The organism is Shewanella aestuarii, assembly GCF_014647215.1.
GTDB lineage: Bacteria > Pseudomonadota > Gammaproteobacteria > Enterobacterales > Shewanellaceae > Shewanella > Shewanella aestuarii.
In genome coordinates, this window is the sequence record NZ_BMOT01000001.1 from 279,623 (window position 1) to 305,942 (window position 26,320).

General features: G+C 41.7%; 23 protein-coding genes and 1 riboswitch. Of the genes, 8 read left to right on the top strand and 15 right to left on the bottom strand.

Going from position 1 to position 26,320, the window contains the following annotated elements; translation table 11 throughout:
• Positions 1-179: 179 nt before the first annotated feature.
• Entirely contained in the window at positions 180-488 is a 309-nt protein-coding gene (gene clpS, locus IEY03_RS01305; protein ID WP_188839530.1) for an ATP-dependent Clp protease adapter ClpS, read from the top strand.
• 38 nt (positions 489-526) lie between these two features.
• The gene (clpA, locus tag IEY03_RS01310; protein ID WP_188839531.1) at positions 527-2,785 is read left to right on the top strand and encodes an ATP-dependent Clp protease ATP-binding subunit ClpA; all 2,259 of its coding nucleotides are present in this window, start codon (positions 527-529) and stop codon (positions 2,783-2,785) included.
• 381 nt (positions 2,786-3,166) lie between these two features.
• Here clpA and infA read toward each other — a convergent pair whose 3' ends face one another.
• The 3 genes from infA to aat form a co-directional block, all read right to left on the bottom strand.
• The gene (gene infA / locus IEY03_RS01315; protein ID WP_011496276.1) at positions 3,167-3,385 is read right to left on the bottom strand and encodes a translation initiation factor IF-1; all 219 of its coding nucleotides are present in this window, start codon (positions 3,383-3,385) and stop codon (positions 3,167-3,169) included.
• A 77-nt stretch (positions 3,386-3,462) separates the two neighbouring features.
• Positions 3,463-4,182 carry an arginyltransferase gene (locus IEY03_RS01320; RefSeq protein ID WP_188839532.1) on the bottom strand — a complete coding sequence of 240 codons (720 nt, stop codon included), beginning with the start codon at positions 4,180-4,182 and terminating at the stop codon, positions 3,463-3,465.
• On the bottom strand, positions 4,172-4,879 hold the full coding sequence (gene aat / locus IEY03_RS01325) for a leucyl/phenylalanyl-tRNA--protein transferase (RefSeq protein WP_188839533.1): 708 nt from the start codon (positions 4,877-4,879) through the stop codon (positions 4,172-4,174). The genes IEY03_RS01320 and aat overlap by 11 nt, the downstream gene beginning before the upstream one ends.
• 53 nt (positions 4,880-4,932) lie before the next feature.
• Here aat and IEY03_RS01330 point away from each other — a divergent pair, with 53 nt between their 5' ends.
• Complete coding sequence (locus IEY03_RS01330; RefSeq protein ID WP_188839534.1) at positions 4,933-5,421, top strand: outer membrane lipoprotein; 489 nt, start codon at positions 4,933-4,935, stop codon at positions 5,419-5,421.
• 69 nt (positions 5,422-5,490) lie between these two features.
• Here IEY03_RS01330 and IEY03_RS01335 read toward each other — a convergent pair whose 3' ends face one another.
• Complete coding sequence (locus IEY03_RS01335) at positions 5,491-5,868, bottom strand: hypothetical protein (RefSeq protein WP_188839535.1); 378 nt, start codon at positions 5,866-5,868, stop codon at positions 5,491-5,493.
• A 772-nt stretch (positions 5,869-6,640) separates the two neighbouring features.
• Here IEY03_RS01335 and IEY03_RS01340 point away from each other — a divergent pair.
• Positions 6,641-7,393: a Nif3-like dinuclear metal center hexameric protein gene (locus IEY03_RS01340; protein WP_308424614.1), complete on the top strand. Its 753-nt coding sequence runs from the start codon at positions 6,641-6,643 to the stop codon at positions 7,391-7,393.
• 73 nt (positions 7,394-7,466) lie between these two features.
• On the opposite strand, the gene IEY03_RS01345 is transcribed toward IEY03_RS01340, so the two are convergent.
• The 6 genes from IEY03_RS01345 to IEY03_RS01370 all read right to left on the bottom strand — a co-directional run bounded on the left by IEY03_RS01345 (position 7,467) and on the right by IEY03_RS01370 (position 13,451).
• Positions 7,467-7,790, bottom strand: a complete 324-nt coding sequence (locus tag IEY03_RS01345; RefSeq protein WP_188839537.1) for a YdbL family probable chaperone protein — start codon at positions 7,788-7,790, stop codon at positions 7,467-7,469.
• 11 nt (positions 7,791-7,801) lie between these two features.
• Positions 7,802-7,945 carry a YnbE family lipoprotein gene (locus IEY03_RS01350; protein WP_188840017.1) on the bottom strand — a complete coding sequence of 48 codons (144 nt, stop codon included), beginning with the start codon at positions 7,943-7,945 and terminating at the stop codon, positions 7,802-7,804.
• A gap of 58 nt (positions 7,946-8,003) precedes the next feature.
• Entirely contained in the window at positions 8,004-11,144 is a 3,141-nt protein-coding gene (locus IEY03_RS01355) for an intermembrane phospholipid transport YdbH family protein (protein WP_188839538.1), read from the bottom strand.
• Positions 11,145-11,247: 103 nt separating this feature from the next.
• Positions 11,248-12,093, bottom strand: coding sequence for a D-hexose-6-phosphate mutarotase (locus IEY03_RS01360; protein WP_188839539.1), 846 nt, complete (start codon positions 12,091-12,093; stop codon positions 11,248-11,250).
• Between the two features lie 96 nt (positions 12,094-12,189).
• The gene (locus IEY03_RS01365; protein WP_283103296.1) at positions 12,190-12,792 is read right to left on the bottom strand and encodes a DUF938 domain-containing protein; all 603 of its coding nucleotides are present in this window, start codon (positions 12,790-12,792) and stop codon (positions 12,190-12,192) included.
• Positions 12,789-13,451: a response regulator transcription factor gene (locus tag IEY03_RS01370; RefSeq protein WP_188839540.1), complete on the bottom strand. Its 663-nt coding sequence runs from the start codon at positions 13,449-13,451 to the stop codon at positions 12,789-12,791. Before IEY03_RS01370 ends, IEY03_RS01365 begins: the two co-directional genes overlap by 4 nt.
• Before the next feature lie 720 nt (positions 13,452-14,171).
• Here IEY03_RS01370 and katG point away from each other — a divergent pair.
• Positions 14,172-16,334 (top strand): catalase/peroxidase HPI, encoded by a 2,163-nt coding sequence (gene katG, locus IEY03_RS01375; RefSeq protein ID WP_188839541.1) that lies wholly within the window; start codon positions 14,172-14,174, stop codon positions 16,332-16,334.
• 422 nt (positions 16,335-16,756) lie between these two features.
• On the opposite strand, the gene IEY03_RS01380 is transcribed toward katG, so the two are convergent.
• The 5 genes from IEY03_RS01380 to kdnA all read right to left on the bottom strand — a co-directional run bounded on the left by IEY03_RS01380 (position 16,757) and on the right by kdnA (position 20,884).
• Positions 16,757-17,197 (bottom strand): acyl-CoA thioesterase, encoded by a 441-nt coding sequence (locus IEY03_RS01380; protein ID WP_188839542.1) that lies wholly within the window; start codon positions 17,195-17,197, stop codon positions 16,757-16,759.
• Positions 17,198-17,477: 280 nt separating this feature from the next.
• Positions 17,478-17,723: a DUF2897 family protein gene (locus tag IEY03_RS01385; protein WP_188839543.1), complete on the bottom strand. Its 246-nt coding sequence runs from the start codon at positions 17,721-17,723 to the stop codon at positions 17,478-17,480.
• A gap of 20 nt (positions 17,724-17,743) precedes the next feature.
• Positions 17,744-18,481 (bottom strand): 8-amino-3,8-dideoxy-manno-octulosonate cytidylyltransferase KdsB, encoded by a 738-nt coding sequence (gene kdsB / locus IEY03_RS01390; RefSeq protein ID WP_188839544.1) that lies wholly within the window; start codon positions 18,479-18,481, stop codon positions 17,744-17,746.
• Between the two features lie 71 nt (positions 18,482-18,552).
• Positions 18,553-19,623 (bottom strand): 3-deoxy-alpha-D-manno-octulosonate 8-oxidase KdnB, encoded by a 1,071-nt coding sequence (gene kdnB / locus IEY03_RS01395; protein ID WP_188839545.1) that lies wholly within the window; start codon positions 19,621-19,623, stop codon positions 18,553-18,555.
• 76 nt (positions 19,624-19,699) lie between these two features.
• A complete protein-coding gene (gene kdnA / locus IEY03_RS01400) occupies positions 19,700-20,884 on the bottom strand; it encodes an 8-amino-3,8-dideoxy-alpha-D-manno-octulosonate transaminase KdnA (protein ID WP_188839546.1) in 1,185 nt (394 codons plus the stop codon).
• A gap of 499 nt (positions 20,885-21,383) precedes the next feature.
• A riboswitch (TPP riboswitch) is annotated at positions 21,384-21,483 on the top strand.
• Positions 21,484-21,673: 190 nt separating this feature from the next.
• On the opposite strand from kdnA, the gene thiC reads away from it, so the two are divergent.
• From thiC to IEY03_RS01415, 3 genes are read left to right on the top strand one after another with little or no spacing between them, the layout of a single operon-like run.
• Positions 21,674-23,650 carry a phosphomethylpyrimidine synthase ThiC gene (gene thiC / locus IEY03_RS01405; RefSeq protein WP_188839547.1) on the top strand — a complete coding sequence of 659 codons (1,977 nt, stop codon included), beginning with the start codon at positions 21,674-21,676 and terminating at the stop codon, positions 23,648-23,650.
• Entirely contained in the window at positions 23,650-25,527 is a 1,878-nt protein-coding gene (locus IEY03_RS01410) for a bifunctional hydroxymethylpyrimidine kinase/phosphomethylpyrimidine kinase (protein WP_188839548.1), read from the top strand. The genes thiC and IEY03_RS01410 overlap by 1 nt, the downstream gene beginning before the upstream one ends.
• Positions 25,524-26,309 carry a HesA/MoeB/ThiF family protein gene (locus IEY03_RS01415; protein WP_188839549.1) on the top strand — a complete coding sequence of 262 codons (786 nt, stop codon included), beginning with the start codon at positions 25,524-25,526 and terminating at the stop codon, positions 26,307-26,309. Before IEY03_RS01410 ends, IEY03_RS01415 begins: the two co-directional genes overlap by 4 nt.
• Positions 26,310-26,320: the final 11 nt, after the last annotated feature.

A 26,320-nucleotide genomic window follows, 5' to 3' on the forward strand; every position in this document is an offset into this window, starting at 1 on the left:
TTTGTCTACTTACCAGTAAGATAGTAAAACTTATTATTCAGCGGTCTTGAATTGCCGCCTGACAAACAGAATGAAATTTGTACGAAAAGAAGTCAAGCATAAATTAACAAAAAGACAACATTTAATTAATTTAATATTATCATGTGGTCGGCATTGAAATGAGAGGCTAGTATTAGAGCATGGCTAAAATAGGCAGCATTGAAAAAACCGAAGAAAAAGTTGAATCAGACTTACAAAGACCCAACTTATATAAAGTGGTTCTGAATAACGATGATTACACACCAATGGATTTTGTTGTTGAAGTCCTACAACGTTTCTTCGATAAGAATGAGCAACAGGCCGTAGATATTATGTTGGCCATTCACCACAAAGGGAAAGGATTATGCGGTGTGTATCCATTTGGCATTGCAGAAACTAAAGTTTTACAAGTAAATCAATTTGCAAGAGAAAACCAACATCCGTTACTGTGTAGTTTAGAGAAAGAATAATCTTACTCTGCTGTTTGTGGTTAATTTAGGGGGTGCTTATGCTGAACAAAGACTTAGAGGTCACTTTGAACCTAGCGTTTCAGCAAGCTAGAGATTCGCGTCATGAATACATGACGGTAGAACATTTATTATTAGCGTTATTAGATAACCCAGCCGCTTACGAGGCGTTAATTGCCTGTGGAGCCGATATTAATAAATTGCGTGATGAAGTACATAATTTTATTCAACAAACCACGCCAATTATTGCAGAAAACACCGAAGACAAAGAAACTCAACCGACATTAGGATTTCAGCGTGTGCTTCAGCGCGCCGTATTTCATGTTCAATCATCAGGTCGCAATGAAGTCACAGGCGCTAATGTGCTAGTGGCCATTTTTAGTGAGCAAGAGTCACAAGCTGTTTATCTGTTGCGCCGCTGCGAAATCACCCGTTTGGATGTGGTTAACTATATTTCCCATGGTTTTTCAAAAGATGAAGACAAAGCGGAAGACAGTGATAATTCAAATATCGATGATTCAACCGATGCTCCAGAAGAGCGTAGCATGTTGTCGCAATTTGCGGCTAATTTGAATCAGCTGTCAAAAGACGGTGTGATCGATCCATTAATCGGCCGTGATGCAGAGGTTGAACGAGCGGTACAAACCTTATGTCGCCGTCGTAAAAACAACCCGTTGTTAGTGGGCGAAGCGGGTGTCGGTAAGACCGCAATCGCCGAAGGTCTGGCGTATCGTATTGTGAATGGTCAGGTGCCTGATGTGATGGCCGATGCGACGGTATACTCACTTGACATGGGATCTTTGTTGGCTGGTACAAAATACCGTGGTGATTTTGAGAAACGTTTTAAAAGTTTACTCAAAGAATTAGCTGCGGATCATCATGCGATTTTGTTTATTGATGAAATTCATACCATCATTGGTGCGGGCGCGGCTTCGGGTGGGGTAATGGATGCCTCAAACCTGCTAAAACCATTATTGTCCAGCGGTAAATTACGCTGCATGGGCTCAACGACTTTCCAAGAATACCAAAGTATTTTTGAAAAAGATCGTGCGCTTGCTCGCCGATTCCAAAAAATTGATGTCAATGAGCCTTCAGTGGCTGAAACCACTAAAATTTTAATGGGGCTAAAATCAAAATACGAAGAGTACCATGGCGTTCGCTATACCCAGGCGGCTATCAGCAGCGCAGCCATTTTATCTGCAAAGCACATTAATGATCGGCATTTACCCGATAAAGCCATTGATGTGATCGATGAAGCGGGTGCGAGAATGGTGATGATGCCAGCCAGCAAGCGCAAAAAAACCATAGGGCAGGCTGAAATCGAATCCATTATTGCTAAGTTAGCCCGTATTCCGGAAAAATCCGTGTCATCGTCTGACAAGGACTTACTCAAAAACCTCGAGCGTAACCTTAAGATGGTTGTGTTCGGTCAAGATAAAGCGATTGAGAGCTTGTCAGCTGCTATTAGATTGTCTCGTAGTGGTTTAGGTAGCGATAAAAAGCCCGTGGGCAGTTTCTTATTTGCAGGGCCAACAGGTGTAGGTAAAACCGAAGTCACTAATCAGCTAGCTGCTGCGTTAAGTTTGAAGCTAGTGCGATTCGATATGTCCGAGTACATGGAGCGTCATGCCGTTTCTCGTCTTATTGGCGCGCCTCCAGGATATGTTGGTTATGATCAAGGTGGTCAATTAACCGATGCGGTGATTAAAAACCCACATTGCGTGGTGTTACTGGATGAAATTGAAAAGGCGCATCCTGAAGTTTATAACTTGTTATTACAGGTAATGGACCATGGTACCTTGACCGATAATAACGGCCGCAAAGCAGATTTTCGCAATGTGACCTTAGTGATGACCACTAACGCCGGTGTGCAGGAAACTATTCGCAAGTCGATTGGATTCCAGCAACAAGATCATACTCAAGATGCGATGGCGGAAATTAATAAGGTATTTTCACCAGAGTTCCGTAATCGTTTAGATTCTATCGTATGGTTTAACCACTTAGATATGACGGTAATTGCCAAAGTGGTTGATAAGTTCTTAGTTGAACTGCAAGCGCAATTAGATGATAAGCGTGTGGTACTTGAGGTGAGCGATGAGGCGCGTACCTTGTTAGCTGAGAAAGGTTATGACAAAAACATGGGTGCTCGTCCTATGAGCCGTGTGGTGACTGAATTGATTAAACGTCCATTAGCGGATGAGATTTTATTCGGAAAACTTGAAGCGGGTGGTATTGCACATATTGACGTTAAAAATGGTGAAATTCATATTGATTGTGAAACGCCGGAAAAAGTGTCTTAACGGAAAATGTGTTAATGAAGAAAGATGGCTTAAGCCATCTTTTTTTTGCTTTAGATTAAGGCTATTTATTGCCATCAATTTCATTCACCTTAACTCGGAAGATGAAATACATATTAGCCACTGACAGTGTTGACCTGAATTGCAACAGGCCAGCAATTGACGTGTAAATAAGCTTTGTTATCAGCACAAAACTCAAGTTTGACTGTCGATGACTGAATATTAGCGCGCTAAATTAAGGTTATTGTACTGTTAATTCGAGTTAAGACTATAAAGCCGGGGTTATGGATTAGAGTGCAGTAGTTTAAACAAAATAAACACTAAAAAAAGGGCATAAAAAAACCGACATTTGTGTCGGTTTTTTTCATACGAAAACTATAATCATTAACGTGCGCGGAAGACGATACGTCCTTTAGATAAATCATAAGGAGTCAACTGAACAGTGACTTTATCACCCGTTAAAATACGGATGTAGTTTTTGCGCATTTTGCCAGAAATGTGGGCTATCACCACATGTCCATTTTCAAGCTCTACGCGGAACATTGTGTTTGGCAAGGTCTCAAGGATAGTGCCTTGCATCTCAATGTTGTCTTCTTTCGCCATTAATAAATTATCCCATTAGCCTTCAAATATGAAAATCGGGCGTATCATGCCGTAAAATCGCCTTGCTGTAAAGGCCGTTAACACGAAAGAGGGTTAACTAGTTCACCATTTTGCCAACCTTCTGGGGTTAAAATTTGGTATGGGCGATATTGACGCTTGTAAGACATTTTTCGGTTTTCATCGATTTGATAGCCCAGATAGACAAAGTGTTTTCCTAAAGATTTTGCTAATTGACATTGGATTAAAATCATTAATGACCCTAATGAATGTTTTTCATATTCTGGGTCGAAATAGCTGTATATGGCGGATAGACTATGGGTTAGGTTGTCGGTCACCGCAACACCGATCAGTTTATCTGCATCATAAAGTTCGATGAAAGTAGGCGGTAACCAATCACATAGCAAAAAATCGTCAAACTGGGATTGGCTAGGGGGATACATAGGCCCATCATGATGCCGAGCATTGATGTAACGAGCATACAGTGCGTAATGTTCAAGTGTTGTTTTTGTCACCACTTTCCAATGTAAAAGTTGGTTGTTTCGTAATGTCCTTTTTTGCCTTTTAGACAATTTGAAGCTGTGAACTGGGACTCTTATCGACTGGCAAGCTTGGCATTGTGGGCAACGAGGTTTGTATATGGCATTACCATTTCGTCTAAATCCCATCGACAACAATTGCTCAAATAGCTGGGCATCAAGCTGATCTTCTTGAATAACCAGAAGCTGCTCTTGATTGCCATCGATGTAGCTGCAATCGAATGGTTTGCTTATGCCAACTGATATGGATTTAGAGTTCAAATTTTACCTCTTGTTTTAGCCACATTTCGGGGGCAACCAAGTTATTGCGCGTTTGCCTTAAAATTGACAGAAATGATTCTCGACTAATCGCTTTTGCACCTAAGTTGACTAAATGAGGGTTAATAAGCTGCGCATCAATCAATGCAAAGTCATGTTTTGCTAAATGCTGATTTAACAGGGTAAATGCCGCTTTGGATGCATTTGTTTGTCGATGAAACATGGATTCACCACAAAATACATTCCCTATCGGGATGCCGTATAAACCACCGACTAATCTATCCGCGTCCCACACTTCAAATGAATGTGCAAAACCTTGTAAATGCAGTTCGTAATATGCCATTTGGATCTGAGGTGTGATCCAAGTGCCTTGTTGATTGGCTCTTGGTTGAGCACAACCGCTCATTACATCTAAAAAAGCATGATTAATGGTGTACTTCCATGCTGCATTTTTGAGGGTTTTCCTTAAACTCTTGCTGCCAAAGTCTAACTTGGGTACAAAAACAGCCCTAGGACTAGGAGACCACCATAGGATGGGGTCATCGGCATTAAACCATGGGAAAATACCGTGATAATAAGCCTCTAGAAGCCTTGCTGGGGATAAATCTCCGCCAACAGCAAGCAAGCCATTGGGTTCCGCTAATGCCTCTTCAGGGGCGGGAAAGTTGATTAATTCATTTAAATAAGACAGTGAATTCACAATTGATTATAGTTAGCATATAAACCTTATTATTAAGTTAGCGGAAAAAGTCTATGTTGAACATCTTAGGTCGTAAATTAACTGCTTTTTTATTGATAATATTATGCGCTGGCAGTGTAAACCTGCCTGCACTGTCGGCCTACGACAGAAACCAAGCTGTTCCAGTTGAAAAGGTGTTATATGGCCATGTTGAGTCGATTAAAAATATCACCGAAAAGCAACTGGTAGAGGATAGGAATCAAGGCTGGCGGACCTTTGGTGGTGCCTTGGTTGGTGGTGTTATTGGCCATCAATTCGGTGGTGGTTCGGGACAAGATGTGGCTACTGTTCTTGGGGCGTTATTGGGTGGCGGCATTGCGAATCAATATGGTAATCAAGAATATTATCTTGAATACAAACTAGTCGAAATGATGATTAAACAAGAAGATGGGACCCAGATCATGATCATTCAAGACCTTGACCCTGGCATGAGGTTTAATGCAGGGGATGAAGTCAGAGTGGTTTATTTACAGGGTTATGTCAGAGTCGACTTGGCAATGTAAGTTGTTAAAAATGTAATAAAAAATAATAAAGGCGCATAAAGCGCCTTTATTACAGGTGTTCAAATCAGCTTAAAAACCCCGTGGCAGGGTATTTTTGCCTTTGGCATTTTCAAGTTTGGCGCGCCAGAGTTCCTTTGGGGTTAACCCTGAACCTTTACCTGTTTGGGCAGATTTTGCAGGGGCTGAAGCGCTTTTTTTAGTCGCAACGGACTTGGTTTTTGTCACCGCGGCTTTTTTTGCTGCAGGTTTTGTTGCCGTCTTCGCAACAGTTTGTGAACCGTTACCCATTTCAGCGAGCATAGACTCAAGCTCACTAAAACGAACGGATTTTCCGCCGTCAATTTTATACCAACTTCCTGATTGCTCAATATTAACCGCAGTGCCTGACTGTTTTTCCAATGCTGCCTGCAATGAACTGATCACGTCTTCCTTTGATAATGTTGTCATAATTTAACCTATTTTTATCTAACTGACTTTTTTGGTTTCAGCTAATTTTATAGGTTAAATAGCCTAAAAGTCCAATTTAGGGCAGTTTTAGTGTTACAAGGTTACACTTTTACTTAACAAATCCCTTAACTTGAGCGCAGGTTAGTGAGGAATTTGGTAGACGCTTTTTTACTATAATAAGCCCCCAAAACAACACCTCGAATAATATGCCTAAGCCAATAAAAGCGCTGATACCAGATGAGAACCCCATTGCATAACAGGTTATCGCAGCAAGAATGCTGAACATTAATATCCAAAATCGTCCTAAATGTTTCATATACCGTCCCTGACACAATTGAAAAAATTAATTCATACTAGGCTTAAGCATTAACGTACTCAAATGAATCATTTTTCATGCTTTGGGCTTGTTAACCTTCCAAGGTTATTGTTGTTGCATATAACTGGTCATTTTAACAAGGCTGGGACATAGCGATGTTATTAACTTAACAGTCGATAACGCAGAAATGGCCAACAAATGCAGCACTAAGGGAGCGGCAAAAAAGAGTTTTATTCTTTGTTGAATGGATCTTTGTGTATGCACCTTTGTGAATGAAGAGTTGCTTAAATGACTAAGCATAAATTCACTGATTCAATTCAGATTTTTATTCGAAGCATTTCAACGAGCAAAGATCAACAGGCTTCAGGTAGAGGGTGTTACTTGATTAGTGGATACGCTAAAATGGTTTAAGCAACCCAGGATAAAGAACGGATTACCAGCATGACTAATAACGAAATAGATCGTCATTCACTGTCATCGTACTTGAATGAGTTTTTGAATGTAGCCAAATTTAAAGATTATGCTCCAAATGGATTACAAGTGCAGGGCAAAGACAGTGTGCGCACAATCGTTACCGGGGTGACGGCTTGTCAGCCGTTAATTGAACAAGCTATTGCGTTAAATGCCGATGCGATATTGGTTCACCATGGCTTTTTTTGGAAAAATGAGCCTGAAGTGTTAACCGGAATGAAGTACAAACGCATTAAAGCCTTAATGGATAATGACATCAGTTTATTTGGCTATCACTTACCCTTAGATGCACATCATGGGGTAGGGAATAATGCTCAGCTGGCACAACAGTTAGGTATTTTAAATCCAGCCGTATATGAAGATGTTCCGCAAGATTTGTTGTGGCATGGTCATCTAATGCAACCTATGTCTGCTAACGACTTTAACACTCACATTAGTCGAGTTCTCCAGCGAGAAGCATTACATATTGGTGATTGCACTAAGCCTATTCATACGGTTGCTTGGTGTACGGGTGGTGCGCAGGACTATATTGATCATGCTGTAGCTATGGGGGTTGATGCCTTTATTAGCGGTGAGGTTTCAGAGCGAACTTATCACAGTGCAATGGAGCAGAATATTCATTATTTTGCAGCAGGACACCATGCGACTGAACGTTATGGGATACAAGCTTTAGGTGAGCACATCGCGGAGAAGTTTGGCTTAATCCATCATTTTGTCGATGTAGTGAATCCAGTTTAAGCGACTAGATGTAAGCCCTGCGAGTGTAAGTGTGTAGCTTGCTGGCTAATGTCGATTAGCCAGCAGGCTTAATTTACTTTCGGACTTGCCATTGACCATTATTATCCTGATAAACATGGCCTTTATCTGTCGCAGCGATAGCTTTTTCTGCAGCTAATTTGGCAATGCTTGCAGTACTTAAGCCGTTTTTAGTTGCGATACGTTGATAGTGTTGTAAACGTTTTGCATTGATATCTTTGACCAGAGCTTCAATTTCAACTGAAGATTTAACCACTCCTAAATATCCATCGGTTTGTTCCCCGACTAATGCACTAGATTTAGCTTCTTGCAGTGTCATTGCCCAAGCATTTACACAAAATAGTAGACTGATTAATAGCGTCGAAAAGGCGGATTTCATATGTATTCCTATTAAAATAGTTGTTCATTTTCTAATAAGTTATCGAGTTCTTTATCGACTTTTATTCTGATCTCATGCTCAATTTTGACGTTCAAATTAATCACGATTGGTTTATCTGGTGGCTCGATTTTTACTGTAGGTGTACAGCCAGTCATTATGCTGGTCAGTAACACGCTTAAGGTCAGGGCTGCGGCAAATTTCAAAGTATCTTCCTTATTTAACAGACTTTTCTATATTGGATTGTAGCTGATTACCAATTTGGGTGCTGCGGTATAATTGAATCAAATTTTCTTCATGGGTGTAATTGAGATGAATGGGTCTTACGATATCTTGGCTTTTCCCTTTAACGGCGATATTAAATTGCGCATCACCATTAGCTTGCATATCAAGCGTGCCTGCCAGTTGTTGATAATTCAAATGTTCTAAGGCATCGAATACTAAATCCAAATAAGGTTGGGTTTGTTTTAACTGCTCTATAGCTTCGCTGTTTGCTACCTCTATCAAGCCTCCAGGTGCTCGAGCGGCAATGTGACCTCCTGTGATGGTCAGTTCGCCGTTAATTAACTCTAAAGGTAAGACACCATCAAAAGTACCGTTGGCGTACACACCCACTTGCGGCTGCTGTGTCAGTAATGCTTCTAAACTTAACCCCTGTAATAATAAATAGCCATGCGATCTGTCTTGCAACTTAAATACAAATTCAGGAATTAAAAATTGTCCTTCTAGTGCATCACCCGACATGGTCATGCTTACGTCGGTATGGCTTAATCCAGTCAGTTTTTGCAGCCAGTTGTTCAATGGCTTGTCAGGATCCATTGTTAAATCTAAGTTTGCGAGAATATGCACATCTTTGAAGATGATCCCTGAGCGGCCATTAGCAATATTGATACGTGTTTGAGGGCAACTCAGTTGACTGAATGAAACGGCTTCAGTCATTGCTTGCTGCCAAGTAAATTTACACTCTGTGTGAATTTTTGTATCGCTAATATATTGGTCAATATAGTCAACATTGAGCTTCTCTATCTCTGGTTTTAGCAACATTTCAAAGTAATTAACCCCTTGTCGCTGGCTCATTGAAAAGCTGCTGTTGAGCGTTATTAATCCCTCGATATTGAAACCCGATGGTAACTTTTGATTTTTAATTATTGTAGGTAAAGCGGCAGTGATATCAGTTTCTAGCTGCCATTGTCCTGCTAACGAAAATAATTGGGGTTGAAAGTAATGTTGACTGCTGGCGTGGATAGTATCAAATTGCCATTTATCATCACTTTGTATTAAGCCGTTGTGGATATTGAACTGCTGATTAATGGCCAATTGATTTAAATTAAGCAAAGTTTGTTTGCGCTGTTTTAATGGCGTTTTAGTGACTTTCAATTGCTCAAAGCGTGTGTCGAGAGAATGATTACTGCTGCGCGCCAGTAGTTGTTCAGGGAGTGACAAAGTTGTGTTCAATGAAAAAGTAAACGCAGTTGGTGTTTGCCAAGTAAACTGCGCTTTTTCAGCGTTAATTTGTTGCTTGGTTGTTGGGCTTGATAGCAAGGTAGCTACCTTGTTAAAAGATGCCAGCACAGGGGGAATGTTTAGCTGAACACTGTTATGGTTAACCTTTATCTGACTGATTTTGGTTAGCTGTATCTCGGCATAATCACTGATCACTTTCTGCATCTGCGACTCAGGCGCTTTGTTAGTCGTTTTAGCTAATTGAAGCTGATCTAGTATGACTTTACTTGATGGGTGTATGGTTAATACCTCATCAAAGCCATTATTAACCCACTCACGATGATAATCGGCAGCCAATCTCACTAACCCTTTGCCTAATGATAATTCATCCATAGGTAAGCGTAAGGATAAAGGCTCTGCTTGCAGTGGCGATAATAAGCTCACAATATCCGTTGGTTGTTGAAGCGAAAATTCACTATTTAAGGCAAAGTGGATTTCACCTAGACTATTAAGCTTTAATTGGCTCAGGCTAAGTTGGTTATTTAATATTGTTCCGGATATATGGGCATCCATTTTTGGGGTGCTAAAAGTAATAGGCCAAGATTGCGATGTGGGTGTCGCTGGAGCCGGGTCTGTTAACTTGGATTGCGCCGCACTTAATGGTATCCAAAGCGTGCTCGCTTCTGGCAATGAGGCTGAAAGCGTAACTTGGGCAACATTTTCTTCTAAACTGGACAGTAACAAGCCATTAATAAATTCAGCAGCCTGATGTGCTTGTGATGGTGACGAAAATTGATTGAGTATTCGTTTTAGCTGGTCAGGGGTAAAACTAAATTGCTGCTTAAAAGGGGTAAAGTCAAGTTTGGCACCATAGGCCAATTGCGTAATATCTTCTATTGGTTTTTTACCAGTCGCGTTCGCGCCAATGGCAGCTGGCATCAATTGTTCTTTAACTGAAACCTCTATAGCAAATTCATCCTGCAGATGAAGGTTTAACCAGGGATAAAGTGCTGAACGAATATCTAACGTTGTAAAATGATTTGAAGAGGTTATCTCGCCATTGATTAAATCAAAGTGCGTTGTGGCATGCCAGTCACCTTTGATGTGGATCTGTTGATCATTTATGGGGGATAACACTTGTGCAAGTTGCTGTTCAATCTCAACAATAATACTGTTTTTAGCCACTTCATTATCTTGCAACGCTAATTTGTGTAACGCTGCCGTTAAGTATGATGAAAATGCATTTAACCCTAGTTGGCTTTGCTCTAGATTAAGCCTGGATGAAAAAGTGACAGCATTGGGTTTAAGCTGAGCTTGAAGATTAAATAACTCATTATTATCAAATCGCCACCGCGTATTAAGATCTCCCTGATTGTTAAGGGTTAGCTTATCCATTTTTAAACTGTGACGAAAACTCACTGGAGCTGTCTTTGCTGGATTATTTGTAGCGATAGCGGGCAGGTTTATCAACACTTCGCCCAAATCAATATCAGGTATTTGATTAAATACCAGTTGCCATGCCGCGCTGGATTCGGCTTTTTGCTGACGTTGGCGATTAAAAAAGCTCGCACCCAAATCAATATACACATTTTGACTGCTGAGCTTGATGATATCACTTGGGTCGAGCTGTTGTTTCTGTACTATCGCCAACGTATCAGTAAGGCTTAATTCAAAACCTTGAATCGCGATATAACTGTCTTCAATTTGTAGAATAAGTCTCGGGATCTGCAATTGATTAATTGATACTAATTGCGAGTCTAGATTAAGTACTTGAATATCATAGGGTGCAAGCAGTTGATTGAGCACCTTTACACTGATGGGATGAATATTTTGGCTGACATACCAACCCGCACCGATAAACATCAGCAGGACAAATAGCAATAATCGTTTAACGGTGAATATGCCTTTAATCATTAACATGTCATGGTAAATTAAAAAGCCAGAGTATCAAACTCTGGCTTTAAAAGTAATGCAAAAAACTATTTGGTTTAAAACAGATTTACTGGATCAAAAAAGGCTAAACCCAGCGAATGTGGGTGGTTAATATATGACACTCACCCGCAGCTAATGTCACTTTATCTTCAAGTACATTTGCCGCTTCTAAACACACCATAGATAAATAATCATCAGCTTTGAATCGTGAAAGACGAGTCGACTTTTCTATCCAGGGATTCCATAACACAGCTGAACGGCTATTTTCACGGCTAACTTCAATCGTGCCTTCAGGGGTATGCAAATGCTGTACTAACGATAAATCTGTGTACACGCGATCGGTTTCTTTATCAAAACTTACATCATCTGTCGGTTGTTTATAGGGTCCTTCGCCAAACTCTATGTATTTAGACTGACTAAAGCCAGAGGCTTTAAGTTGGTGAATATCCTTTACAGGAAAATAAGTGTGTAATGCTTGAGTTAGGCTAACTGCATAATCAGCATTATTTTGGTTTACTATACTAACAGATAAGGTTTCACCTAACGTAAATAGCACTTTGACTTCAGTATCGTGCGGCCAATACTGCTTGTCGTGTTCGCTTATTTTCAAACTGAACGTTAGGTCCACAAGTTGATCACGCATTTTTACCGAATCTAAATCCCATATACGTGTGCGAGCAAAACCGTGTTGCGGAAAACCTTCAACCCCATTCATACCAAACCAAGGCCAACAAACCGGAATACCACCGCGGATCCCATTACCTATTTGGTAATCGTCAGCTTCTGAAACCCACAATAACGGGGCTTTTCCTGTGGGGGTAAATTGATCAATTTGTGCGCCTTGCATAAAAATACGTGCCTGACAAAGATCAGTGTTCACCTCGACATAATCAAGGCCATTAGGATGCTTCTTAGTGGTCACTGAACCCATAATATATTTCCTTGTGTTCAACTACGTAGTGCTTTTAAGATTGATGCTTAACTTAACCGTTTTTGCGTCAAAAAGTAAGTCAGTAAACAGTGGAAATTATCGCTTGATAAAATGCACTAAACGATTATTGGCAGGCATAGAAACATCTTCTACGAGTTCAAATTGTTGTGCGTTTGCTAATTCCACTATCCATTCAATATCACGAATTCCGCTTTGTGGGTCACGTTGTTTTAGCCAAATATCAAAATTAGCATTACTGTCACTGGTATATTGTTTTTGATAGTTAAAGGGGCCATAGATAAACAGGTTTGCATTTGTGAGAGTGATTTTGGCAACTCCTGCAAAAAATGCCTCTACAAGTTGCCGGTTGACTATATGTAAAGTATTAGCTGTAAAAACAGCATCATAATTTTGTGTTGGCCATGTTTGACTAATATCAAGTGCAATAGCAGAAGGTAAATTTGATCGCTTGAAATGGTTAATACGGCAATTGATATGGTTAATATTGCAGTGCTGGTCGCTTGCTTGCCAGGTTAAATGAGGAAGTTGATGGGCAAAGAATGTCGCATGTTGCCCAGTGCCTGAACCCACTTCAAGTAACTGAAGCGAGTCTGTTAGTTTAGGCTTTAATACATCTAATATAGGACGTTGGTTATTTTCACAGGCTTGAGAAAACGGCAGCTGCGCTAACTCAATCAAGATAAATTTACCTTTTCCATTTCAAGTTGCTGCAACGCAATTACCGCCTGAGTACGGTTTCTTACCCCAAGCTTTCTAAAAATAGCAGTGGCGTGAGCTTTGATTGTGGCTTCCGACACACCAAAATCATAGGCAATTTGTTTGTTGAGTAAGCCTTCGGCAAACATTTGTAACACCTTGTATTGCTGTGGTGTTAAGTCAGATAAACGGCTGGCCATTTGATCTGTTGCATCATCACTGACCGGAACTATTTGTGTTCCAGGAGGTAACCAAATATCGCCATAAAGCACAGCATTAAGGGCTTGTGCAAGGGTCTCCATAGATGAAGATTTTGGTATAAAACCACTGCTTCCGTAATGAATCGCTCGACTAACAGTATTAATATCCTCATGGGCAGATATCACCACAACAGGAATGTTAGGGTAGTGACTACGTAAATGGATCAGCGTCGAATATCCATGCGAGCCTGGCATTTGCAAATCCAGCAAAATAAGATCGACTGGCGCTTCATTGTTATCCATTAATTGTTGCAATGCTTCGGCACTGTCAGCTTCAAACCATTGAGTGTTATTGAAAGCTGAGCTTAGTGCTTGTCGTAAGGCATTGCGAAATAAGGGGTGGTCATCGGCAATAATAATGTTTAAATTTTCTAGCTTCATGGCTGTTATATTTCGTTGTTGCGCGTGAAGATTAAGTCAATGTAACAGAAAAGTAACTGGAAATTCCAACGCTTTATATCAGAATTAACTAAGATTTTTAAAAAGTTAGACTTTGGTCTAATAAGCGTTAGCGGAAGGCTATCTTTGGCTGTTTGCTCATAGTTACCATGTCGTGTTTATCCAATACTGGCTAAAAAACCTACTTTAATAAAACAATTTTGATCTTAAATTTACGCTAACGGGTATAGAAAATAGTTAAAGTCACTGCAACTTGAATGAAGAGATGAAATGGATATTTAAAATAATTCCATTCAATCACTTACAGTCAAACTTGAAGTCTTTGTTGATAACAGTGCTGCATTTATTGTCCCGAATTGAAGTGATGGCGACTTATTCACTCAATAAAGTAAAAGCGGTTGTCAATATCACGATAAATAGCAGTAATTATCTGAAAATCATCATAAATCAACTCGAATAAATGAAATTATCTAATTTTAAGTTGCAGATGCTAGGCGCATCACGTTTCAGCAAGTGTCTCATCGATGCACATTAACATTTGGTTTAGATTAGGTTTTTCATATTTAAGTTTTTGTTTTTGTTGCTTAAATGTGTATTTATGTTGTCGGTTAGTAACTTTTGTAATGCAAGTGAGAGCGCATATTTTTGATTCAAAGCTAAACTCATTAAGTTGACATTTAGCTTACAAATAGGAGATTAGAAATGACAGGAAAATGTCCAGTAATGCATGGCGGTGCAACCACTCAGCCAATGGCGAGTACCGATTGGTGGCCTAAGTCATTGAACTTAGATATTTTGCATCAACATGATAGTAAAACAAATCCAATGGGTGCTGATTTTGATTATCAGCAAGAAGTCAAAAAGCTTGATGTGAAGGCGTTAAAAAAAGACTTGCACAACTTAATGACCCAAAGCCAGCCTTGGTGGCCAGCTGATTGGGGGCATTATGGTGGTTTAATGATCCGAATGACATGGCATGCAGCAGGTACCTATCGTGTCGCTGATGGTCGTGGCGGAGCCAGCACTGGTAATCAACGCTTTGCACCATTAAATTCATGGCCTGATAACGGTAACTTAGATAAAGCCAGACGTTTATTGTGGCCAATTAAAAAGAAATACGGCAACAAACTTAGCTGGGCAGATTTAATTGCTTATGCGGGGACGATCGCCTATGAGTCGATGGGCTTGAAAACCTTTGGTTTTGGATTTGGCCGCGAAGATATTTGGCATCCAGAAAAAGACATTTACTGGGGCGCTGAAAAAGAGTGGCTTGCCCCAAGTGATAACCCTAATAGTCGCTATTCAGGTGAGCGTGATTTAGCCAATCCTCTGGCAGCGGTAATGATGGGGCTTATTTATGTTAATCCTGAAGGGGTTGACGGTAAACCTGATCCACTTAAAACCGCGCAAGACGTGCGCGTGACATTTGCACGTATGGCAATGAATGATGAGGAAACCGTGGCGCTAACAGCCGGTGGCCACACTGTAGGTAAAGCCCATGGCAACGGCAAAGCCAGCTTATTAGGTCCTGAGCCTGAAGGCGCTGATATTGAAGATCAAGGTTTCGGTTGGTTAAATAAAACCTCACGCGGAGTGGGTCGTGACACTGTCACCAGTGGCATTGAAGGAGCGTGGACAACCCACCCAACACAATGGGATAACGGCTATTTCGACATGCTACTTAATTACGACTGGGAGCTTAAGAAAAGTCCTGCCGGAGCATGGCAGTGGGAACCGATAAATATTAATGAAGCGCATAAGCCTGTTGATGTTGAAGATGCTTCTATTCGTCATAACCCCATTATGACCGACGCTGATATGGCGATGAAAATGGATCCTGAGTACCGCAAAATTTCAGAACGTTTTGCTAAAGATCAAGATTATTTCTCCGATGTATTTGCAAGAGCATGGTTTAAATTAACCCATCGAGATATGGGGCCTAAAGCCTGTTACATCGGACCGGATGTACCAAGTGAAACCCTCATTTGGCAAGATCCAATACCAGCTGGTAAAGTGGATTACGATGTGCAAGCCATCAAAGATAGTATTGCAGCGAGTGGTTTAACGGTTGCCGAAATGGTCTCAACCGCTTGGGACAGTGCGAGAACATTTAGAGCATCTGATCGCCGAGGCGGTGCAAATGGGGCTCGTATTTGTTTGGCTCCACAAGCACAATGGCAGGGCAATGAGCCAACACGATTAGCCAAAGTGATTGGTGTACTTAAACCCATCGCCACAAAAAGTGGCGCCAGTGTCGCCGATGTAATTGTGATTGCTGGTAATCTTGGGATTGAATTAGCCGCTAAAAAAGCAGGCCATCAATTGACTGTGCCATTTTCTCCAGGACGAGGTGATGCAACAGAGGATATGACAGATGCAGCATCATTTGATGTACTAGAGCCATTGCATGATGGCTATCGTAATTGGATTAAAGGCGACTATGTTGTTAGTGCTGAAGAGTTACTGCTAGATCGCAGTCAACTGATGGGGCTGACCGCCCATGAAATGACGGTATTAGTTGGTGGCATGCGCGTAATGGCAACCAACTATGGCGATACTAAGCATGGTGTGTTCACTGAAAATGCGGGCTCACTTAGCAATGACTTTTTCGTTAACTTAACAGACATGAATTATAGCTGGAAACCTACGGGTAAAAATCTGTATGAAATTTGTGACCGAACGACTGGCAAAGTAAAATGGACGGCCACTCGAGTTGACTTGGTATTTGGTTCTAATTCTATTCTTCGCGGATATGCCGAAGTGTATGCGCAAGATGATAACCAAGAAAAATTTGTTAAGGATTTCGTCACCGCTTGGACCAAGGTGATGAATGCCGATAGGTTTGATTTACACTCGGCGTGTTGATCAAAATAGGGCGATAAAAAAATCCATCCGAGTCGTGTTATATACCCAAACAACCTGAAGATGCTCGATTTCAGCAAGAATTTAAACGCGTTTAGGCAAGGCATTGATTGCGGGGAATGGTTATTCCCTTTTCAAAATCAATAACGCAGCATAAACGCGTGTAAAACTTGCCCTCAGGGAGTTTCACCGTGTTCCCCTGATTTTTAAATCAAGAGCGTTGTTGCGCTAATTTATAAGGTACCTACATTACCGCATTAACGCGCCTAGTATTGAAAATACGGTGAAGCTCTGAAACACGTATATTCAAGTTGTTTGGGTATAAACGATTGCGGATGGATTTTCTCTTTATTGGCTAGCAATACCAGCTACCAATTAATTTTCCGTAATACTGTCAAGTGAGAAAGCCACTTGCATTATCACTGTTAGCTTAAAGGCCACACCTTAGTCGGATTACGTTGTTCATCAACGGCCACAAAGGTGAATACCCCTCTGATGGCATGCTCGCGGTGGTCGTTATACATATCTTCAACAAAAATATTCACTTCAACCTTAAGTGAAGTATTGCCAACATGGATCACCCGAGCGACTAATTCAGCAAGGCTACCTGCGGGGATCGCTTTTTTAAAATCAATTCTGTCAGAGCTTACCGTAACTAGAGATTTACGGCAAAAACGTGTCGCGGCAATAAAGGCTGTTTCATCCATCCAGGCTAGGGCGTCACCACCAAACAAGGTGTTATGGTGATTTGTGTTCGATGGGAAGATGGCTTTAATTACGCGAGCTTCAGAGTGTTCTATACGAGCCTGCATGGCATCAGAAAGTGGGCTGGTTTCTGGACTAGTATCTGTAACAGTAAGGGGCATATTACTACCTGGTTTGTATAAAAATTGATGGTGAAGTAAAAAATCATTCAAAGCTTCATTTCAATCACATGAGAAGCTTGGAATATTCGATTGAGTTGATTGTATTGATAGTAGTTTCAAGGTCTTTTGGCAGTGAATGGTTAGCCATTACTTAAACGTATCACAATAAGGTTGAGTGTTTTTTGTACTGTTCTGGCATCAACAACCAACAAAAAAATCAGCATAAAAAACCAATAAAAAACGGCCAACAAATGATGGCCGAATTTCATAACAGCCTAAATTAATCAACTTTTGATGATGGCTTATCTTTGGCATTAACCTCGCTCTGTTGTTCAGATGCGGTTTCATCGGGTGCTTGTTTCTCAGAGGCTTGGCGGCCATCTTCTGAAACAATGCTTTTACCCTTGTGAGTGCCTAAATGTGGCATTTTAAACTTAGCACTGTATTTTAATACGGCTAGATTGCTGGCAATAATGCCCACCACTAAACCTATGATAATCCAAACTTCAAAACCTGATAAATCCATGATGGCTCTCCAAGATTTTGTTAGTCAACGGCTAAACGTAATTCACATTTACGAATATCTTCTGGTGTGTCGACCTCGGGAGAATCAAATGCGCTGATCGCAATTTTGATTTTGTGGCCGTACTCTAGGGCACGCAATTGCTCTAACTTCTCTAAATCTTCTAACTTACCCAGTGGCAATTGAGCAAATGCATTAACAAAACGGCGGGTGTAAGCATAAACACCTAAATGTTTATAGACTGGATAATCTTGGGTGTCGCGGCCAAAAGGGATGCGCGCACGCGAGAAATACAGTGCATTAAAATCATTATCAAACACCATTTTAACGTGCATTGGGTCATCTAATTCTTTTTTATCGACAATTTCAAAGCCCAAGGTCGCCATTTCAAATTCGCCAGGGTGACGTTCAAATAAGCTAATGATTTGTTCAATCGAAATAGGGTCAATGAGTGGTTGATCGCCTTGCAGGTTAATCACTAAGTCATCGTCGGCTAAACCTAATTGGCTAATTGCATCGTTAATTCTGTCGGTACCTGATGCCGCATCAGCACTGGTCATTACCACTTTGCCACCAAAGCCTTCAACAGCATCTTTAATGCGCACATCATCTGTGGCAACGTAAATGTTGTCTAATCCTTTGGCTAAAGACGCACGTTCGTAAACGTGTTGGATCATGGGTTTACCATTAATCGGCGCTAATGGTTTGCCAGGAAAACGACTTGAACCATAACGAGCTGGAATTAATAGAGTAACATTCATTAATAAAAACCTATTTTAATGGTAAACAAAAGGGCTCATCTGAGCCCTTATGACAAAATGACTTAGAGGTATTATATACGACGGAACAACTTAGTCAGCATTTCATCGGTAACTTTTTCTTCCCAGCCTTTACCGTAAACATTGTCCCATAGTGGTCCCATGCTCTTAGTCACAGCAACCATCTTGGCGATAGTTTCGTCTGGTAAGTCTTTACAGATGTTTTTCGGTAGTGTGATGTTGTGAATTTCCATCATTTTACGGAACTCAGCTACACCTTCAGGATAGAATTCTTCTAACACATCAAATGCTAAACAGTTACCGATACCATGATGATAACCCAGTACATATCCTAAACCATAAGATACAGCATGACATGCACCTACTTGGCTATAAGCAATGCTCATACCGCCCATGTAAGAGGCCATCATTAGCTTGTCATCTTTTTCTGGATGATCGTCTAAATACACTTCACGACATAAATCCATCGACTTTTCAGCGAAAGCTTTAGCAAATTCGTTAAGGTAAGTGCCTTGTAAAGACTCAACACAGTGGATAAAGCAATCCATACCTGTGTAGAACCATTGATCAGTAGGAACACCAGCAATCAGTTCAGAATCCATAATGATTTGATCAAATACAGTGTAGTCTGAGTTCAAACCTAACTTACGCACCGGTCCACATAATACTGCAGTACGTGATGCTTCTGCGCCAGTTCCTGATACCGTAGGAATACCAATATGGTGGATGGCTGGGTTTTTGATTAAATCCCAACCTTGATATTCAGATGAACTACCTGGGTTAGTTAGCATGAGCGAAACGGCTTTAGCTAAATCCATTGTAGAACCACCACCTAAACCAACAACACTGACAGGCTGTTTAGTATTAAAGGCTTTTACCTGTGCGGTTAACGCATCAACTTGAACCGTTGTTGGCTCGTCATCTACGTTAACGTAAATAACTAAGTCATGGCTTTTGCTAGGAACTCGGCCTGCTAAAGGTTTGTCTTGGTGTACATCGTCAACAAGAAATACCACAAAATCATCAGCTAGCTTGCGTTCTTGAGCTAATACATCATCAAGTTGCACGAACGAGCCACGACCGAAAATCATTTTTGGTACACATTTAAAATTTTTAAAACTCATTACAACACTCTCCAGTTGAGATATTTACTGTAAAAAGTACTGTCACCTCAAATGAGGTGACAGAAATAAAGGCTAATTAGGCAAAAGCACGTTTGATGTTTTCAATACGTTCTGCAATTTGTTCGTCAGTCCAAGACAGCTTGATCAGCATAGAAATGGTGCGGCTCATAATTGCATCAGACTTTGGTGTCTTAATTTGAGTATAATCTGGGCGATCGGCAATAAGCATAATCGGTAACGCTGCAGGGGCTTTTAACTCCTGAATGTGCTTCCAGTTTTTCAAGTAGTGCCAGTTGTTAATATACCAGTAAAAACAACCATCAACTTTGTTTGCCGCAAGCTTTTTGTTGATTTCAATGGTACGTTCTTCTGTTGGTAAGAAGAAAGTTAAGAAACCTGCTGAGTCACCCTGTGGATCCGGAATTTCACGGAAAGTCACTTCAGGGATGCTCGCCATAGCATCTTTAATGGTTTTTTTGTTCTTACGCTGAATCGCGATAATTTTATCTAACTTACGTAACTGAGCTAAACCCATAGCAGCATTCATTTCAGAAATACGGAAGTTTAAGCCCATAATAGGGTGGCCTTCAGCACCACGATCGTTACCTACATGGTCATGGCCATGATCTGAGAACATGTGGCTGTGGTTGTAGATTTCAGTGTTGTTAGTTACTACAGCACCACCTTCACCACAAGTAATGGTTTTCACTGAGTCAAATGAGTAACAACCTACATCACCGATAGTACCTAATGCTTGACCTTTATAACTGCCACCAATGGCTTGGCAAGCATCTTCTAAAATGACTAAGTTATGCTTTTTACAGACGGCTTTAATCTCGTCCATTTTTGCCATAGAGCCACACATATGAACTAAGTTAATGGCTTTAGTGCGAGGCGTAATGACAGCTTCAATGCCTTCAGGCGATAAACATAATGTTTCATCAATTTCAGCAAAAATAGGGATGGCGCCTGCCATGAATACCGCTTCAACAGAAGCTACAAAGGTAAATGGCGGAACGATAACTTCATCGCCAGCGCCAATACCCGCAGCAGCCATAGCGGTTTGAAGAGCGGCGGTGCCACTTGATAAAAGATGAGCATGTTTAACATTCATCTTTTCACAGAGTAACTGCTCCATGTCGCGAGTTTTCCAGCGATCATTGCGCATGTGGTCAAAGTTATAACGGAAGGTAAAACCGTTCTCCATTACATCAGCGACTTCCTGCTTTTCTTCTGGACCGAATAATTCAAAACCTGGCATGGAAATTATCTCCTAAAATTCTACGCATCTTTGCGTTTACATAAACTCGCTAATTATAACTAGGTTAATGGGGAGACTGCGACAGTTATTGAAAAATAATTCATTTTTCTTTAGTGCTGCGGATTAATTAGTCTAACCCGCGCCTCACTGATACATATCGCCATCTTTATTTAACGATTATTGGGCTGTGATAAGGCATGTATTTAAGCCGAACTGGAAGTTAGCCGATGGCAGACCCAAAGCGTTAACTTGCTTCCACACACCGCAGCGAGTGACAGCCAATGGCTGCTTCAGAGTCGAGGTGAAATTCAAAATCAGTGACTCCCGCAAATATTCAGTGATGAATGCTGGATAACAGTAATATTTTCAACAGAAGGCTTATAAGAGGTGAATCTGAATACAACCACAAACGCTAAAAAAGTGCATGGATTATAAAGGGATAAATATTTAATCTGATTGGTATGACTTGTTTTTAATCAATAATTCTGATTATACTGCTGCCATCTTGTCGGAGTGCCATTAAGGCTGAGACCGTTAATTCGGGATCCGTTGAACCTGATCAGGCTAAAACCTGCGTAGGTAACAAGCATAATAATCCTCAGTGATTATTCATGCGTAAAACTTGAGTGGTTTTACCATATCCACATAGTTTTACCCGTGTTTACCCCTTTTGATTATTGACAGCAATTTGAGTTAAACACAGATTTGTAATGTGTTTTTCATATTGCTCGCTCTCAACACATTTTCCTCCAGACAAGCAACTTTCTCTCATTTAATTCGAGGTTGCTCATGTCAAATCGTCGCCAAACCCGTGCCAGTGCACAAGCTTTTATTGATACTTTAAAACCGCTACAACATCCTAATTCTGAGAAAATATACCTTCAAGGTAGTCGGGCTGATCTTCGCGTAGGAATGCGTCAAATACTGCAAACCGATACGCTGATGGGGGGGGATGAACAACACCCAATTTTGCAAGCGAACCCGCCCATTAAAGTCTATGACTGTGCAGGCGCATATTCTGATCCACAGGCAAACATCAATGTGCGTGAAGGCTTAGCTAAGCTTAGACAGAGCTGGATTGAAGAACGCAACGATACAGAGCAGCTTAACAGTGCAAGTTCGCATTTTACCCAGCAAAGATTAGCCGATGATGGCTTAGATCATTTACGTTTTGATGCTTTAGTGCCACCGCGCCGCGCTAAAGTGGGCAAGCGGGTAACCCAAATGCATTATGCTCGCCAAGGGATTATTACCCCTGAAATGGAATACATTGCCATTCGTGAAAACATGGGCAGACAAGAAGTTACCGACAGTGTATTAACCCAAAAAGCCCAAGGCGAGGCTTTTGGTGCTGAAATTGGTGCCTTGATCACCCCAGAGTTCGTGCGTAGCGAAGTGGCAAGAGGCCGAGCGATCATCCCGCTGAACATCAATCATCCTGAATCTGAACCTATGATTATCGGGCGTAACTTTTTGGTTAAAGTGAACGCCAATATTGGTAACTCAGCGGTGACATCCTCAATCGAAGAAGAAGTGGAAAAACTTGTCTGGTCGACTCGTTGGGGCGCAGATACCGTGATGGATTTATCGACTGGGCGCTATATTCATGAAACCCGTGAGTGGATCATTCGCAATTCACCCGTTCCTATTGGCACAGTACCTATTTATCAAGCACTAGAAAAAGTTAATGGCGTTGCGGAAGATCTCACCTGGGAAGTGTTTAGAGATACCTTGATTGAACAAGCCGAGCAGGGGGTAGATTACTTTACTATCCATGCTGGGGTGTTATTACGTTATGTGCCAATGACGGCAAAACGCTTAACAGGCATAGTGTCCCGTGGTGGGTCGATAATGGCGAAGTGGTGTTTAAGTCACCATAAAGAAAGCTTTTTATATGAGCATTTTCGTGAAATTTGCGAGTTGTGTGCCGCGTATGATGTGTCATTGTCATTAGGTGATGGCATGCGACCAGGCTCGATTGCCGATGCCAATGATGAGGCGCAATTTGCAGAATTAGAAACCTTGGGCGAATTAGTTAAAATTGCCTGGGAATACGATGTGCAAACCATCATCGAAGGGCCTGGGCATGTGCCAATGCAGTTAATTAAAGTCAATATGGAGAAGCAATTAGCCCATTGTGATGAAGCGCCATTTTATACCTTAGGCCCGCAAACAACCGATATCGCACCAGGCTATGATCATTTTACTTCAGGGATAGGTGCCGCCATGATGGCATGGTATGGCGTAGCCATGTTGTGTTATGTCACCCCAAAAGAGCATTTAGGCTTACCCAATAAAGAAGATGTTAAACAGGGACTTATTGCCTATAAAATTGCCGCCCATGCTGCTGATGTCGCTAAGGGGCATCCGGGGGCACAGGTACGGGATAACGCCTTATCAAAAGCCCGTTTTGAATTTCGCTGGGAAGATCAATACAACCTAGGACTTGATCCTGATACCGCCAGAGCCTACCACGATGAGTCATTGCCACAGGAATCCGCTAAGGTGGCCCATTTTTGTTCTATGTGCGGACCTAAATTTTGCTCGATGAAAATTACTCAGGATGTACGTGAATACGCCGCAAACCTTGAAAAACAAGCCGCGCAAACTATCGAGGTCATATCACCTACCGATTACCAGTCTTACCAAGGCAGCAGTCATACCGCCGATGATATTGCAGTGAAAATGGCACAAAAATCTGCTGAATTTAAAGCGACGGGTTCAAAGCTTTACCATCAAAAGTCACTGGAAGAGGTAGCACAATAATGTCTGCTACTCATGTGTCGGCGTTGTCATCAGCGTCTGAACCGGACAGTAGTGCGCACGCACCGGTTGGCAAAATTGTCTGGACGATAGCGGGTTCTGATAGTGGTGGCGGTGCAGGTATTCAAGCCGATTTGGCCACTATTCAAGATTTAGATTGCCATGCCTGCACTGTCATTACCACGCTGACAGCGCAAAATTCGGTCAATGTGAACTTAGTTGAAGCGGTATCAGAAGCAATGTTATTTGCACAATTAGATACCTTGCTGATAGATATGCCGCCTGATGCAATCAAAATTGGCTTAATTGCCAATCAGCAGCAAGTAAACCAGTTGGCACTGTGGTTAACCACGGCATTCGCTAAAGCGCACAAAAAAATCCCGATTATTTTAGATCCTGTGATGGTGGCCAGTAGTGGCAAGCTGTTAAATCAGCACTCGCTTGATTTTTCGCCTTTTCGTGGTGTTGTTAGTGTGATCACCCCAAATCAGTCAGAGTTGGTAGCATTAGCGGGGGCGCTTAAACCTCAACACCAAGCAGGCAATCCAGCTAAGGGCCAAGCTAAGCCACAAGTCGATGCCGATATACGCGTTCAAAGTGTGTTTCCATCAGCAACCCCTAGGTCGCCATTAGCCGATAACGTTTTAACCTTAGGTAAAATGGTGTTGATGGCGCAGCAAGTCAGTCAATTTTTTGATTGTCATCTTGTTGCCAAGGGCGGTGATGCAGCGTGGCAAGTAGATAAGGCTATGGATGTGTATGTTTGTCAACACGTTGAGGGCGGCAGCACTGAACATAATGACAGTGTTTTTGTGCTGAGCAGTGAGCGAATTGACACTGATAACAATCACGGTAGCGGCTGCACCTTATCCACTGCTATTGCCTGTTTTGTCGCCCAGGACTTTGTGTTACATGATGCGGTAGTGCTAGCAAAAGCCTATGTTAATAAAGGGCTAAAACACAGCATTAAAATCGCTCAGGGGCCAGGCTATTTGGCCCGTACGGGTTGGCCAACCTCGCTAGCGTTAATGCCGCATATTACTCCGTTAATCGTTAACCATGAACAATGTATTGAGCGTGATTTTGCCAGTATTGAGCAGCAAATCAGCCAGTCTCTCAGCCAAAAAACACGCATTCAATTTGCGCAGTTATCACGGCCACTTGAAGTCTATCCCGTCGTCTCAAGTGTATCTATGTTGGAGTCGTTGTTGCAGGGCGGTTGTAAAACGCTGCAGCTGCGGCTTAAGCAACAAGTGGACTGCTGTGATAAAGGTGTCGCTTTTGGGGATGATCTGCAAAAAGTCCTCTGGATTGAGCAACAAGTGATTAAGGCCATTCAATTAGGCCGAAAGTTTAATGCACAGGTATTTATTAATGATCATTGGCAGTTAGCGTTAAAACACGGCGCATTTGGGGTGCATTTAGGCCAAGAAGATGCTTTATCAGCCGATTTAGTGGCTTTAGCCGAAAAACAAATCGCCTTAGGTTTATCTAGCCATAGTTATTTTGAAATATTACTCGCCACTCAAGTTAACCCATCATATATCGCACTCGGTCATATTTTTGCTACCACCACAAAAAACATGCCCTCTAACCCCCAAGGATTAGCAAAGTTAGCAAGATATACCTCGTTATTGCAGGCTCATTTTCCAACGGTGGCGATTGGTGGAATTGACTATCAAAGCCTTAAGGATATTGCAGCCACAGGTGTGGATGATGTGGCTGTTGTGAGGGCAATTACCCAAGCGAGCAATCCTGTTGCAGCTTATCAGGCGCTAAACCAGCAGTGGAAAATGCTCAAAGGTTTATCAACTGAGGTGAATGCACAGGGGTTAACTCACACGCCGATTATCGCAGAACATTATCAGGAGGCATTGTGAAAACAAGTTTGAACGATCATCAGTACATACTTTATTCCAAACAAATGCTATTGGCAGATGTTTCTGAGCAAGGGCAACTTGCCTTGTTGAATGCAAACGTTGCTGTGGTAGGTGTGGGTGGACTTGGCCAGCTGGTGGCACAATATCTAGCCGCAGCAGGTGTGGGTCAAATACATTTGATTGATGATGATAAAGTGGCGTTATCTAATTTGCCCAGACAATTATTGTTTAATCCAACTGATATCGAGTCGAATAAAGCCCATGTTGCGGCTGATAAGCTGCAACAGCGGAATCGCGACAGCAAAATATCGGCTCATTCAATTCGGTTAACGTCGGATAATTATCAGCTGTTATTCAACACCATATCGCCACAGGCAATATTTGATTGCAGTGACAACTTTGCCACACGCCAGTTAATCAATCGCATCGCGGTTGAGCAACATCTTCCCTTGTTCAGCGCGGCAATTTCTGCAGATCAGGGCCAATGGTTTGCCTACTTACCAGAGTCAATGTTGACAAAAATTCCACGCACCAACACTAGGCCGCACGGATGTTACCACTGTGTATTTCCTGCCGACAGTTTGCTAAGTCAAAACTGTAGTGAAATGGGAGTGTTAGGGCCCGCTGTGGGCATAATGGCATCGATGCAGGCGTTAGCAGGCATGAATTACATTGTTGGCCGACATGTTGAATTTGGCGTGCTGCATCGATTTGATGCCAAACGCTTGTCATGGTCAAAAGCCACCATGGCGATGGATAAACACTGCTGTGTGTGTCGTTAACAGCTAACTAG

Bases quoted from the DNA above. Each gene is read 5' to 3' on its own strand.
- kdsB (WP_188839544.1), bottom strand. From the start codon at position 18,481: ATGAATGTTACTCTATTAATTCCAGCTCGTTATGGTTCAAGTCGTTTT.
- kdnB (WP_188839545.1), bottom strand. From the start codon at position 19,623: ATGAGTTTTAAAAATTTTAAATGTGTACCAAAAATGATTTTCGGTCGT.
- infA (WP_011496276.1), bottom strand. From the start codon at position 3,385: ATGGCGAAAGAAGACAACATTGAGATGCAAGGCACTATCCTTGAGACC.
- katG (WP_188839541.1), top strand. From the start codon at position 14,172: ATGACAGGAAAATGTCCAGTAATGCATGGCGGTGCAACCACTCAGCCA.
- IEY03_RS01355 (WP_188839538.1), bottom strand. From the start codon at position 11,144: ATGATTAAAGGCATATTCACCGTTAAACGATTATTGCTATTTGTCCTG.
- clpS (WP_188839530.1), top strand. From the start codon at position 180: ATGGCTAAAATAGGCAGCATTGAAAAAACCGAAGAAAAAGTTGAATCA.
- IEY03_RS01410 (WP_188839548.1), top strand. From the start codon at position 23,650: ATGTCTGCTACTCATGTGTCGGCGTTGTCATCAGCGTCTGAACCGGAC.
- clpA (WP_188839531.1), top strand. From the start codon at position 527: ATGCTGAACAAAGACTTAGAGGTCACTTTGAACCTAGCGTTTCAGCAA.
- IEY03_RS01380 (WP_188839542.1), bottom strand. From the start codon at position 17,197: ATGCCCCTTACTGTTACAGATACTAGTCCAGAAACCAGCCCACTTTCT.
- IEY03_RS01345 (WP_188839537.1), bottom strand. From the start codon at position 7,790: ATGAAATCCGCCTTTTCGACGCTATTAATCAGTCTACTATTTTGTGTA.
- IEY03_RS01360 (WP_188839539.1), bottom strand. From the start codon at position 12,093: ATGGGTTCAGTGACCACTAAGAAGCATCCTAATGGCCTTGATTATGTC.
- IEY03_RS01335 (WP_188839535.1), bottom strand. From the start codon at position 5,868: ATGACAACATTATCAAAGGAAGACGTGATCAGTTCATTGCAGGCAGCA.
- thiC (WP_188839547.1), top strand. From the start codon at position 21,674: ATGTCAAATCGTCGCCAAACCCGTGCCAGTGCACAAGCTTTTATTGAT.
- IEY03_RS01385 (WP_188839543.1), bottom strand. From the start codon at position 17,723: ATGGATTTATCAGGTTTTGAAGTTTGGATTATCATAGGTTTAGTGGTG.
- IEY03_RS01330 (WP_188839534.1), top strand. From the start codon at position 4,933: ATGTTGAACATCTTAGGTCGTAAATTAACTGCTTTTTTATTGATAATA.
- IEY03_RS01350 (WP_188840017.1), bottom strand. From the start codon at position 7,945: ATGACTGGCTGTACACCTACAGTAAAAATCGAGCCACCAGATAAACCA.
- IEY03_RS01370 (WP_188839540.1), bottom strand. From the start codon at position 13,451: ATGAAGCTAGAAAATTTAAACATTATTATTGCCGATGACCACCCCTTA.
- kdnA (WP_188839546.1), bottom strand. From the start codon at position 20,884: ATGCCAGGTTTTGAATTATTCGGTCCAGAAGAAAAGCAGGAAGTCGCT.